This is a genomic window from Pseudomonas sp. KH_024_B2 (assembly GCF_057839965.1).
In genome coordinates, this window is the sequence record NZ_CM174502.1 from 806,506 (window position 1) to 818,997 (window position 12,492).

The 12,492-nt window shown below is 56.6% G+C and carries 6 protein-coding genes, 2 tRNA genes and 2 rRNA genes; 7 read left to right on the forward strand and 3 right to left on the reverse strand.

What is annotated here, in order from left to right; genetic code table 11:
* Window positions 1-76 precede the first annotated feature (76 nt).
* The 7 genes from AC3I0A_RS03705 to AC3I0A_RS03735 all read left to right on the forward strand — a co-directional run bounded on the left by AC3I0A_RS03705 (window position 77) and on the right by AC3I0A_RS03735 (window position 7,339).
* Window positions 77-153, forward strand: a tRNA-Ile gene (locus AC3I0A_RS03705).
* Between the two features lie 30 nt (window positions 154-183).
* Window positions 184-259 (forward strand) — tRNA-Ala (locus tag AC3I0A_RS03710).
* A gap of 238 nt (window positions 260-497) precedes the next feature.
* Window positions 498-3,389, forward strand: a 23S ribosomal RNA gene (locus AC3I0A_RS03715).
* A gap of 150 nt (window positions 3,390-3,539) precedes the next feature.
* Window positions 3,540-3,655, forward strand: a 5S ribosomal RNA gene (gene rrf / locus AC3I0A_RS03720).
* Window positions 3,656-3,773: 118 nt separating this feature from the next.
* Complete coding sequence (locus AC3I0A_RS03725; protein ID WP_489376296.1) at window positions 3,774-4,433, forward strand: paraquat-inducible protein A; 660 nt, start codon at window positions 3,774-3,776, stop codon at window positions 4,431-4,433.
* A complete protein-coding gene (locus AC3I0A_RS03730) occupies window positions 4,420-5,043 on the forward strand; it encodes a paraquat-inducible protein A (RefSeq protein WP_489376297.1) in 624 nt (207 codons plus the stop codon). The genes AC3I0A_RS03725 and AC3I0A_RS03730 overlap by 14 nt, the downstream gene beginning before the upstream one ends.
* Complete coding sequence (locus tag AC3I0A_RS03735) at window positions 5,036-7,339, forward strand: PqiB family protein (RefSeq protein ID WP_489376298.1); 2,304 nt, start codon at window positions 5,036-5,038, stop codon at window positions 7,337-7,339. The genes AC3I0A_RS03730 and AC3I0A_RS03735 overlap by 8 nt, the downstream gene beginning before the upstream one ends.
* Window positions 7,340-7,549: 210 nt before the next feature.
* Here AC3I0A_RS03735 and mksF read toward each other — a convergent pair whose 3' ends face one another.
* Genes mksF through mksB form a run of 3 tightly spaced genes read right to left on the reverse strand, consistent with a single transcriptional unit; the run spans window position 7,550 to window position 12,355 of the window.
* A complete protein-coding gene (mksF, locus tag AC3I0A_RS03740; RefSeq protein ID WP_489376299.1) occupies window positions 7,550-10,390 on the reverse strand; it encodes an Mks condensin complex protein MksF in 2,841 nt (946 codons plus the stop codon).
* Complete coding sequence (gene mksE, locus AC3I0A_RS03745; RefSeq protein ID WP_489376300.1) at window positions 10,387-11,088, reverse strand: Mks condensin complex protein MksE; 702 nt, start codon at window positions 11,086-11,088, stop codon at window positions 10,387-10,389. The genes mksF and mksE overlap by 4 nt, the downstream gene beginning before the upstream one ends.
* Window positions 11,078-12,355, reverse strand: coding sequence for an Mks condensin complex protein MksB (mksB, locus tag AC3I0A_RS03750; RefSeq protein WP_489376301.1), 1,278 nt, complete (start codon window positions 12,353-12,355; stop codon window positions 11,078-11,080). The genes mksE and mksB overlap by 11 nt, the downstream gene beginning before the upstream one ends.
* Between the last annotated feature and the right edge of the window lie 137 nt (window positions 12,356-12,492).

Consider the following 12,492-nt stretch of genomic DNA (forward strand, 5'->3'; position numbering starts at 1 on the left):
GTAGCTTAGTTGGTTAGAGCGCACCCCATGCTTTGCGGTAAAGAGCAGGGTGAGGTCGGCCTTATAGCTCGAAATTGGGTCTGTAGCTCAGTTGGTTAGAGCGCACCCCTGATAAGGGTGAGGTCGGCAGTTCGAATCTGCCCAGACCCACCAATTTTGTGTGGGAAACGCCTGTAGAAATACGGGGCCATAGCTCAGCTGGGAGAGCGCCTGCCTTGCACGCAGGAGGTCAACGGTTCGATCCCGTTTGGCTCCACCACTAACTGCTTCTGAATTGTAAAGCTTAGAAATGAGCATTCCATCAAGGTGATGGTGAATGTTGATTTCTGATCTTTTTGATTAGATCGTTCTTTAAAAATTTGGGTATGTGATAGAAAGATAGACTGAACACTACTTTCACTGGTAGTGGATCAGGCTAAGGTAAAATTTGTGAGTTAAATTGCGAATTTTCGGCGAATGTCGTCTTCACAGTATAACCAGATTGCTTGGGGTTATATGGTCAAGTGAAGAAGCGCATACGGTGGATGCCTTGGCAGTCAGAGGCGATGAAAGACGTGGTAGCCTGCGAAAAGCTTCGGGGAGTCGGCAAACAGACTTTGATCCGGAGATGTCTGAATGGGGGAACCCAGCCATCATAAGATGGTTATCTTACGCTGAATACATAGGCGTAAGAGGCGAACCAGGGGAACTGAAACATCTAAGTACCCTGAGGAAAAGAAATCAACCGAGATTCCCTTAGTAGTGGCGAGCGAACGGGGACTAGCCCTTAAGTGGCTTTGAGATTAGCGGAACGCTCTGGAAAGTGCGGCCATAGTGGGTGATAGCCCTGTACGCGAAAATCTCTTGGTCATGAAATCGAGTAGGACGGGGCACGAGAAACCTTGTCTGAATATGGGGGGACCATCCTCCAAGGCTAAATACTACTGACTGACCGATAGTGAACTAGTACCGTGAGGGAAAGGCGAAAAGAACCCCGGAGAGGGGAGTGAAATAGATCCTGAAACCGTATGCGTACAAGCAGTGGGAGCCCACTTTGTTGGGTGACTGCGTACCTTTTGTATAATGGGTCAGCGACTTATTTTCAGTGGCGAGCTTAACCGAATAGGGGAGGCGTAGCGAAAGCGAGTCTTAATAGGGCGTCTAGTCGCTGGGAATAGACCCGAAACCGGGCGATCTATCCATGGGCAGGTTGAAGGTTGGGTAACACTAACTGGAGGACCGAACCGACTACCGTTGAAAAGTTAGCGGATGACCTGTGGATCGGAGTGAAAGGCTAATCAAGCTCGGAGATAGCTGGTTCTCCTCGAAAGCTATTTAGGTAGCGCCTCATGTATCACTGTAGGGGGTAGAGCACTGTTTCGGCTAGGGGGTCATCCCGACTTACCAAACCGATGCAAACTCCGAATACCTACAAGTGCCGAGCATGGGAGACACACGGCGGGTGCTAACGTCCGTCGTGAAAAGGGAAACAACCCAGACCGTCAGCTAAGGTCCCAAAGTTATGGTTAAGTGGGAAACGATGTGGGAAGGCTTAGACAGCTAGGAGGTTGGCTTAGAAGCAGCCACCCTTTAAAGAAAGCGTAATAGCTCACTAGTCGAGTCGGCCTGCGCGGAAGATGTAACGGGGCTCAAACCATACACCGAAGCTACGGGTATCACTTAGGTGATGCGGTAGAGGAGCGTTCTGTAAGCCTGTGAAGGTGAGTTGAGAAGCTTGCTGGAGGTATCAGAAGTGCGAATGCTGACATGAGTAACGATAATGGGTGTGAAAAACACCCACGCCGAAAGACCAAGGTTTCCTGCGCAACGTTAATCGACGCAGGGTTAGTCGGTCCCTAAGGCGAGGCTGAAAAGCGTAGTCGATGGAAAACAGGTTAATATTCCTGTACTTCTGGTTATTGCGATGGAGGGACGGAGAAGGCTAGGCCAGCTTGGCGTTGGTTGTCCAAGTTTAAGGTGGTAGGCTGGAATCTTAGGTAAATCCGGGATTCTAAGGCCGAGAGCTGATGACGAGTGTACCTTTGGTACACGAAGTGGTTGATGCCATGCTTCCAAGAAAAGCTTCTAAGCTTCAGGTAACCAGGAACCGTACCCCAAACCGACACAGGTGGTTGGGTAGAGAATACCAAGGCGCTTGAGAGAACTCGGGTGAAGGAACTAGGCAAAATGGCACCGTAACTTCGGGAGAAGGTGCGCCGGTGAGGGTGAAGGACTTGCTCCGTAAGCTCATGCCGGTCGAAGATACCAGGCCGCTGCGACTGTTTATTAAAAACACAGCACTCTGCAAACACGAAAGTGGACGTATAGGGTGTGACGCCTGCCCGGTGCCGGAAGGTTAATTGATGGGGTTAGCTAACGCGAAGCTCTTGATCGAAGCCCCGGTAAACGGCGGCCGTAACTATAACGGTCCTAAGGTAGCGAAATTCCTTGTCGGGTAAGTTCCGACCTGCACGAATGGCGTAACGATGGCGGCGCTGTCTCCACCCGAGACTCAGTGAAATTGAAATCGCTGTGAAGATGCAGTGTATCCGCGGCTAGACGGAAAGACCCCGTGAACCTTTACTATAGCTTTGCACTGGACTTTGAATTTGCTTGTGTAGGATAGGTGGGAGGCTTTGAAGCGTGGACGCCAGTCTGCGTGGAGCCAACCTTGAAATACCACCCTGGCAACTTTGAGGTTCTAACTCAGGTCCGTTATCCGGATCGAGGACAGTGTATGGTGGGTAGTTTGACTGGGGCGGTCTCCTCCTAAAGAGTAACGGAGGAGTACGAAGGTGCGCTCAGACCGGTCGGAAATCGGTCGTAGAGTATAAAGGCAAAAGCGCGCTTGACTGCGAGACAGACACGTCGAGCAGGTACGAAAGTAGGTCTTAGTGATCCGGTGGTTCTGTATGGAAGGGCCATCGCTCAACGGATAAAAGGTACTCCGGGGATAACAGGCTGATACCGCCCAAGAGTTCATATCGACGGCGGTGTTTGGCACCTCGATGTCGGCTCATCACATCCTGGGGCTGAAGCCGGTCCCAAGGGTATGGCTGTTCGCCATTTAAAGTGGTACGCGAGCTGGGTTTAGAACGTCGTGAGACAGTTCGGTCCCTATCTGCCGTGGACGTTTGAGATTTGAGAGGGGCTGCTCCTAGTACGAGAGGACCGGAGTGGACGAACCTCTGGTGTTCCGGTTGTCACGCCAGTGGCATTGCCGGGTAGCTATGTTCGGAATAGATAACCGCTGAAAGCATCTAAGCGGGAAACTAGCCTCAAGATGAGATCTCACTGGGACCTTGAGTCCCCTGAAGGGCCGTCGAAGACTACGACGTTGATAGGTTGGGTGTGTAAGCGCTGTGAGGCGTTGAGCTAACCAATACTAATTGCCCGTGAGGCTTGACCATATAACACCCAAGCAATTTGCGTCGAAAGGCCAGATTGCGGTGTGTGTGAAGACGCAACAGTCGAAAATTCAAAAGCAACACACAAATCTATTACATACCCATTCGCTGGAGCGTGAACTCAACTGAGTAAACGACCTGGCTACCGAATTTCTTGACGACCATAGAGCATTGGAACCACCTGATCCCATCCCGAACTCAGCAGTGAAACGATGCATCGCCGATGGTAGTGTGGGGTTTCCCCATGTGAGAGTAGGTCATCGTCAAGATTAAATTCCGAAACCCCTATCTGCGTATGCAGGTAGGGGTTTTGTTTTTGCGCGAAATTTGTAGGAGCAGCTGGCTCCTACAGAATAGACTCAATCTTTTTCCGAGCCAGAGCCTTTTATGCCTGATCCGGTTGACACCTCAGGGGTGTCAGATTTACCGCTGGACGATTTGGTGGCGTGTCATGAGTGTGATTTGCTGATGCGCAAGCCACAGCTCACACGCGGCGAGAAAGCCGAATGTCCGCGCTGTGGTTATGAGTTGTACGCCAATCGACATAATGTCGTGGAGCGCAGCCTGGCCTTGGTCGTCGCCGCACTGCTGTTGTATGTCCCGGCGAACTTTTTACCCATCATGCAGCTCAATCTCCTGGGGCAGTCGTCGCAAGACACCGTCTGGAGCGGCGTTGTCGGTTTGTTCAACACCGGCATGCAAGGCGTGGCTGTAGTGGTATTTCTTTGCAGTATGGCGATTCCGCTGCTCAAACTGATCTGTCAGCTAGTCGTGTTGCTGAGTATTCGCTGGAATATCGGCCGCAGCTATGGCTTGTTGCTCTATCGCATTTATCACCATCTACGCGATTGGGGGATGCTCGAGGTCTACTTGATGGGCGTATTGGTGGCCATCGTCAAATTGGCAGACATGGCTGCGGTCACCGTCGGCCTGGGCTTGGTGTGTTTTATCAGTTTGCTGTTGGTTCAGGTCTGGCTGGAGGTGGTGATGTCGCCTCATCAAATCTGGCAAGCATTATCAGGAGAGGATGCTCATGCGGGCGATTGATGCAGGCATTCTGATTTGTATCGAATGCCACGAGTTGAACAGGCAGGAACCGGATAGCGACGAGCAGGTCTGTACTCGCTGTGGTGCGCTGGTTCATGCACGTCGCCCCAATAGCGTGATGCGTACCTGGGCGTTGCTGATTACCGCCGCAATTCTCTATATCCCGGCGAACGTATTGCCGATCATGACCGTCAGCTCTTTAGGTCAGGGCGATCCCAGCACCATCATGTCGGGGGTGATCCAACTGGTTCAGCATGGGATGTTTCCGATCGCCGCAGTGGTGTTCATTGCCAGCATTCTGGTCCCCACTTTCAAGTTGGTAGGCATCGGTTTGCTATTGTTCTCGGTGCAACGCCACCAGCCACTCTCGGCCCGCCAGCGCATCATCATGTATCGGTTTATCGAGTTCATTGGCCGTTGGTCAATGTTGGATATTTTCGTGATCGCCATTCTGGTGGCGGTGGTGAATTTTGGTCGGCTTGCCAGCATCGAGGCTAATCTCGGCGCGGTGGCTTTTTCCAGTGTGGTGATTTTGACAATGCTTGCAGCAGTAACTTTCGATCCCCGACTGATTTGGGATAACACGGAGTCGGACGACGACCATGACTGATTTGCCTACAGCTAAAACCCGACCGGCTTCCAATTGGTCGGCCATCTGGGTCCTGCCCCTGATCGCCCTGGTAATCGGTGGTTGGTTGGGCTGGCGTGCCTACAATGAGACCGGCATAGAAATCCAGGTCCGCTTTGAAAGCGGCGAAGGCATTCAGGCAAACAAGACCGAGGTGGTCTACAAAGGCATGTCGGTGGGCAAGGTCAAAGCCCTGGCCCTCGATGGTGAGGGCAACAATAAGGGGGTGATCGCCACCGTCGAGATGAACAAGGATTTCGAGCAATACCTGAGGACCAGCACTCGTTTCTGGCTGGTCAAACCGAGTGTGAGCCTGGCCGGCATTACCGGGCTCGAAACGCTGGTGTCAGGTAATTACATTGCCGTCAGCCCAGGTGAGGGCGAGCCGGACCGCAAGTTCAAGGCCCTGGCGAAAGAGCCGCCGTTATCGGATTCGCTGCCTGGCCTGCACCTGACCATCAAGGCTGAACGCCTGGGCTCGCTGAATCGCGGCAGCCCGGTGTTCTACAAGCAGATCCAGGTCGGTCAGGTTAAGAGCTATCTGTTGTCTGAAGACCAGAACACTGTCGAGCTAAAAGTCTTTATCGAACCGACCTACGCCAACCTGGTGCGCAAACACACGCGCTTCTGGAATGCCAGCGGGATCAGCATTGATGCCAACCTGTCTGGAGTGAAAGTGCGCAGTGAGTCTCTGGCCAGCATCGTGGCGGGTGGTATCGCGTTCGCCACTCCGGAAAATCGCCAAGACAGTCCGCCCACTGATCCGCGCCTGCCGTTTCGTCTCTATGAAGACTTCGAAGCGGCTCAGGCCGGTATCCGGGTCAAGGTGAAACTCAGTGACTTCGAAGGATTGCAGGCCGGTCGCACACCGGTCATGTACAAGGGGATTCAGGTCGGTAGCTTGAAAGCCTTGAAAGTAGATCCCGATCTGTCCAGCGCGAGCGCCGAATTGATCCTCGATCCGCTGGCCGAGGATTACCTGGTAGAAGGCACCCAGTTCTGGGTGGTCAAGCCGTCGATCTCGCTGGCCGGTATCACCGGTCTGGAAGCCTTGGTCAAAGGTAATTACATTGCGATCCGACCCGGTGACAAGGGTGGCGCACCGCAACGCGAGTTCGAGGCGCGAGCCAAGGCACCGCCGCTGGACTTGCGCTCCCCGGGCCTGCACATGGTGCTGCTTACCGACAACCTGGGTTCACTGGAGGTCGGCAGCCCGATTCTCTACAAGCAGGTCAAAGTCGGTTCGGTACAGAGTTATCAGTTCTCGCGCAAGCGCAAGCAATTGGTCATTGGCGTCCATATCGAGAAAGAATACGAAGGGCTGGTCAACGGTTCGACGCGATTCTGGAATGCCAGCGGTATCACGTTGTCAGGTGGTTTGACGGGCGGTATTCAGGTCAAGAGCGAATCGCTGCAAAGTCTGATGGCTGGCGGTATCGCCTTTGAAACGCCTGAGGCGAACGTCCCTCTGAGCAGGCGTATTCCGCGTTTCCGTCTGTTCGCCAACCATGAAGAGGCAATGCAGAAGGGCGCCGTCGTGACGATCAAGGTCGATCGGGCTGACGGTTTGCGCATCGGCACGCCGATCCGCTTCAAGGGATTGGATGTCGGCAAGGTTGAAGACGTCGATCTCAGTGATGACTTGCAATCGGTACTGTTGACCGCGCGTATTACCGAGGTGCCGGAGCGCATTGCCCGGATTGGGAGCCAGTTCTGGGTGGTCAAACCGGAGTTGGGGCTGATCAAAACTTCCAATCTTGAAACACTGGTCACCGGGCAATACCTGGAAGTTCAACCAGCCGCGAAAAATCTTGGCCCGCAAAAGAGTTTTACAGCTTTGAACCTGCCACCGGAATCGGCCGTGTCTGAAGCCGGGTTGAGTCTGGTGCTGAGCGCCGCTCGCCGTGGTTCACTGAAGGCCGGTGTGCCGGTGACTTACCGAGAAGTGACCGTGGGCAAAGTTACCGGTTATGAGCTGGGTCAGACTGCGGACCGGGTGCTGATCCGTATCCTGATCGAGCCGAAGTACGCGCCATTGGTGCGCAGCGGCAGCCGATTCTGGAACACCAGCGGTTTCGGGATGGACATTGGCCTGTTCAAGGGCGCGACGGTACGTACCGAATCTCTGGAGACGTTGATTCAGGGTGGTGTTGCCTTTGCCACGCCGGATGGTGAGCGCATGGGCAATCCGGCAAGACCGGAGCAAACCTTCCCGCTGTTCGACAAGTACGAAGATGAATGGCTGATCTGGGCGCCGAAGATCTCGATCGGCAAGTAGCCGGGAGCTCTGCGGTGCTGCCTTCGCGAGCAAGCTCGCTCCCACATTGGATCTATGTCGGTCATAGCATTTGTGTACGACACCGATTAAATGTGGGAGCGAGCTTGCTCGCGAAGAGGCCCGTAAGGCCGTTGAAAACCTGATAAATGCACACAAAAAAGGCCGCGATCCATTGGATCGCGGCCTTTTTTATTGGCTTCGATTTAAGCGTCAGACCGCATCCAGCTCCGGTTCGTCCGCCTGGACATTGACGATTGTTTTCACCTCGTCATGCCGACGAATATACTTCCAGTCCGCCTCATCGATGTAGATCCCGTTCGGTCCGCTGCCGCCTTCCAGGTCGATGGCGACATGGGCGCAAACCTGTGGCTTCACACTGGCCAGAATCGGCACGAAGCCCAGTTGCAAGCTGGTTTCCAGCAACGCAGCCTGGTTCTTCTCGTCGATGTCTGCTGCCTCGTCGAGGTAGTACGGCAGGCGTATGCGCCCGGCCTGATCGCGATCCATCAAGTGCAGCAACAAGTACATGTTGGTCAGCGCCTTGATGGTCATGGTCGTACCGTTGGACGCCGCACCATCGATGTCGGTGTGAATGACCGGCTGACCGTTGACCTTGGTGATCTCGAACGCCAGTTCGAACAGGTCCTTGAGACCCAACTGGTTATGGTTCGCCGCCACCAGACGCGCCAGGTACTCCTTGGCTTCTTCGTTCTTGTTGTCTTGATCGGCGCTTTGGCTCAGGTCGAATACCGAGAGGGTTTCGCCTTCTTCATATTGACCGGCGCTGTGGATGATCTGGTCGATATGCTTGAGGGCTTCCTTGTTCGGCGCCAGAACGATGCGGAAGCTTTGCAGGTTGGACACCTGACGCTTGTTGATCTCGCGGTTGAACAAGGCCAGCTGATGTTCGAGGCTGTCATAGTCGCTGCGGATGTTGCGCAGCGTCCGGGCGATATCGGTGACAGCGGCGCGGCGAGCCTTGCCCAGGGTCAGCGCTTCGTCGGTACGGTGCGCGTATGCGTTGATCAGCAGTTGCAGGCGACGCTCCATATCGTCTTCGCTGTCGAACTTGGCCACGCCCTTGAGGCGCACCTGAGCGTACAGCGCTTCAATCTGCCCGTCGCTGCGCAGCAAGCCTTGCCAGCTGTCCTGATAGTCATTGAGCAGCGGCAGCAGGTTGTCCATGGAATCGTCTACCGGGTCCATGAACGGCGTACCGAACGGCAGGTCGGCCGGCAACAGCTGACGGCGACGCAGGGCATCGTCGAGGGTGCGTTGCTTGGCTTCCATGTCGCCGATCTGCCGACCGACCAATTGCAGTTTGGCCGACAGCTGCTGGACGCGTTCGGTGAAGGCGTCGCTTGAGCGTTTCAGCTCATCCTGAGCGCCTTCCATCTGCGCCAGATTCTCCAGCTTCTCGCCTTCCTCTGCGCTCAGGGTTTGCGCGCGACGGAAATCTTCCAGGGCTTTCTGCGCGTCCAGCACTTGCTGATACAGCGCTTCGGTCTGGGTCTTGCTGGCTGCACGGTCCGCCGCAACGGCCGCTTGAGTTTTCAGTTGCTTGAGTTCTTTTTCCAGACGCTCTTTCTGATCGCGCAACGCAGCACGGTCGGCCAAGGCTTGCAGCGCCGGCGGCTCGATATGCGACAGATCGATAGACAGACCCGGCACTTCGAAGCGCTCGCCCTTGAAGCCATCCAGGATCAGCTCCATGGATTTGACCCACTCGCCGTTCTCGTCCAGCGCGATACCGTGCTCGCCTAGCGGCAAGCTGAACAGCGCACTGTTGAACAGGCGCATCAGGCGTTCGACGTCCTGTTGCGAGAACTCCTCGCGCAGGCGGGCATAGCTGTTGTTGTCGGCGTGATCGAGTTGCTGCTTGACTGATTTCAGGCGTTTTTCCAGATCCCGCAGACGCTCTTCCAGGTCTTCGGCGCTGAACTGTCGGGACTGCGCGAGGGCACCGGCCAGTTCATCGTGAGCGTCCTTGGCGGCCAGCAGCTGCTGTTCCAGCACCTTCACGTCATCGACCAGGGCGAAGCGATGCTTGAGCACCGACAGTTCGCCGAGCCAGCGCTGGATACCGCTGATTTCCCGCTCCAGACGCATCAGTTCCTGAGTGCTGCTGCGTTGGTCGTTTTGCAGGGCGTCCTGCTCATTGCGGTAATGCTCGGATTGAATCAGCAGCTCTTCCTTGCGCGCACTGGCGTAGTCCGACCAGGTGCCGAGCAAAGAGTCGAGCAGTGGTGATAACCGGTGCAACTTGCCGCGCAGGATATTGCGCTGCGTGACCCCGGCAGCCAGGGCTTCGACCAGGGGACCGGCGATGACCAGCGAGTTGTAGTCCTGCTCCATCCGCCGCACGTCACGGAAGGCTTCTTCGCAGGCGGCAATGTAGTCGACACTGCCGGAGCGCAGGCTGTGCTCGAAGGCGTCGAGAAACAGTTGCTTGAGCTTGGCCGCGGTGATTTCGCGCATGTGCAGCAGGTTGATGAACAGCGCGCGGAAGGTCTTGAGGCTTTGCTCACTGGTGGAGCGCAGCGGGATGAGCGTCAGGTCCAGCGGAATCGAGGTGTGACCGCCTACCAGCAATCGACGCAACTCTTCGGGCTTGAGCTCGTAGGCTTTCAGGCCCTGGCGCTCGAGATTGCTGAACAGCTCTTTCTGCCGCAGGCAGGTGTCGTCTTTCTGGTAGTGCGCCAGGTCCAGTTTGCCGGCATAGGCGAAGAACTGGTGACCGAATCCGCCGCCCGGGCCGCGACCGACCACACCGATCACGTGTGGGCCGTGGGGCAGGGCGACTTCGACGAGGATGTAGCTGGTGTCCGAGGCAAAGTAGAAACGCCGGGATTGTTCCAGGCTGTACTTGCCGAAACTCATGTCGGACATGCGCGCCAGAATCGGGAACTGCAGGGCGTTGATCGAGGCGGATTTACCGAGGTTGTTCGCGCCGTACACCGACAGCGGCTCTTCCAGCGGGAACAGGCCGAGGCTGTAACCGGCGGTGTTCAAAAGGGCAAAGCGGCGAATGCCGTAGCGTTCCTTGCTCATGCGTCGGTCTCCTGTTCTTCGGCAATGGCGCGGGCCAGGGCGTCTTCTTCGCTCTCTGCCTTGAATTCGCCCAGATCCAGTGGGTCATCAGTTTCCAGGAGCTTCTCGTCACTGTCGTCATCGATCAGCACTGGTGCCGGCAACGGCAGAACACTGTGCAGACTGGCGGCCAAATCGCGGTCCTGCTGCACCGACAGGCAAACATCGAGGAAGCGGTGCATCGGCGGCAGGAAGCGGTAGATACCGTTTTCTTCGCTGGCGAAACCGAGCTGGGTCATGCGGCGCATGATCTTTTCTTCCAGCTCTTCCTGGGTCTGCACTTCGGCCTGAATGAACAGGTCGCGGTATTTTTCCAGCAACGACGGCAATTCATCACGGCCAAGGCTGCCGCCATCGAGGACCGCAACCGGGTCGCGGCCCTGATCCGCCAGATGCTCGACGATGATGAAGGTGAACAGCGCCAGACGTTGCGCAGTCTTGTTCACCGCCGCGGCGGCCAGGTCCGGTACGAAGTAGTAGAAGCCGCGAGTGTCGCAGACCAACTCGAAGCCCAGCGCCTTGAACAGCGTGCGGTATTGATCCTGGAAGTTCGACAGTTGCGCGTACAGCTCGGGATCGCGGCGGCTGACGTGGTAACCCTTGAACAGCTCGCGAAAAATCGGCGCCAGCTGGGACAGTTCGGATAGATCAAGATGCATGGGGAGTGCTCGCAGAATTCTCGGGCGCGTCAATGCGGGCCGGGAGCAGGGCGAAGGAGCGCAGGCTGACCTGGTGCTCGTGAGTGTGGTAGTCGCGACGTTCGAGACGCTCGCGTTTGAAGCGTTTCTCCCGCGAGAGGCGCGAGAACCAATACAGCAATTCGTCGGTGGCGCCGTCCGGTTCCTGCTCCAGCAGCCAGGTCATCAGGTCCGGCATCGGCAGGGCGTCTTCGCAACGCTCGAGCATTTCGCGAACGGTGCGTGGCGCACGCGGGGGCTCGCCTTTTTGAGTCTTGTGCGCCTTGGGGAAGCGCGCTGGTTTGGGCTCGAAACGCGCCAGGGCGTAAACATAGGCTTCGACCTGGCTGGCGCTGCCGAGGAAGGTGCTTTGCGGCCGGGTGAACATCGGCATCGCCGCTTGCGGCACCGCATCGATACCTTTGCGGCGAATGGCCGACAGCGCGAGTGCCGCGCCACGGGTCACGGCGTTGTGCCGGCGAGCTTCTTCGCGCAACGGCAGCAGCAGTTCCCGGGCGTGACGCAGGGTCAATTGGGCGCTGGTCTGCATTTCGAGAATGCGCGCGTGGGTGCGCAGCAGCATGTCGTCATCGACCAGATGGCCGAGGCGCTGCTGTTCGCTGAGCATGCGCAGCAGTACATTCTCGACCTTGCGCACGCCCTGTTCGAAGGCGCCGTCGGCGTTCACCAGCTGGATCATCGGCTCGACGTACTCGTCCCAGGTCGCCAGGACTTCGGCGTAGCGCTGACGCAGCGGGATCTGCCGGTCGCTGGTCTTGGCCCGCTCCGCGACCGCCACCAGGGCCTGTTCGTCGTTGGCGAGTTTTTTCAGGACATCCCGGACACGCATGTCCAGCAAACGCAACTGGCGCGCCAGGTCACTGCCGTCGCGGATGTCGAAGGCGTCCTGGATGTAACCGGCCAACCGCTCCAGATGGCGCAGATAGGCTTCGATTTCCAGGCACAGGCCCAGACGGTGTTCCCGCCGCAGGTAGGCGAGGAAGTCGTGGATCTGCGCGTTCAGCTCGAAACGGTTCGGGCTTTTCGCCACGGGAACCAGAATATCCAGGCGGATCCACACGTCCAGCAGGCTGGTGATGTCCTGTGGGGTGCTGTCCAATTGCTGAGCGGCCAGCTGTGAACGCAGTTCGTTGAGGCTCAAAGTGCCTTGGTCGAAGTGCTCGCACAGTGGCTCCAGGAGTGCCCAGTGTTCGGCGAGGGCGCGCAAGACGCGCTTGGGTTCGATCATCGGAATGGCCGGCTGGTTGGCGATTAAAAGCGGCGATTGTACTGCATCACGCCCGTTGCGATTCACTCTCGGGACGGGCCGTCGGCTTTCTATCGATCAAGCGTGGGCGATCTTGAGCGAAGGGCGGTAGAATCACC

Coding starts and splice junctions, on each gene's coding strand:
- AC3I0A_RS03725 (WP_489376296.1), top strand. CDS start 3,774: ATGCCTGATCCGGTTGACACCTCAGGGGTGTCAGATTTACCGCTGGAC.
- AC3I0A_RS03730 (WP_489376297.1), top strand. CDS start 4,420: ATGCGGGCGATTGATGCAGGCATTCTGATTTGTATCGAATGCCACGAG.
- AC3I0A_RS03735 (WP_489376298.1), top strand. CDS start 5,036: ATGACTGATTTGCCTACAGCTAAAACCCGACCGGCTTCCAATTGGTCG.
- mksF (WP_489376299.1), bottom strand. CDS start 10,390: ATGAGCAAGGAACGCTACGGCATTCGCCGCTTTGCCCTTTTGAACACC.
- mksE (WP_489376300.1), bottom strand. CDS start 11,088: ATGCATCTTGATCTATCCGAACTGTCCCAGCTGGCGCCGATTTTTCGC.
- mksB (WP_489376301.1), bottom strand. CDS start 12,355: ATGATCGAACCCAAGCGCGTCTTGCGCGCCCTCGCCGAACACTGGGCA.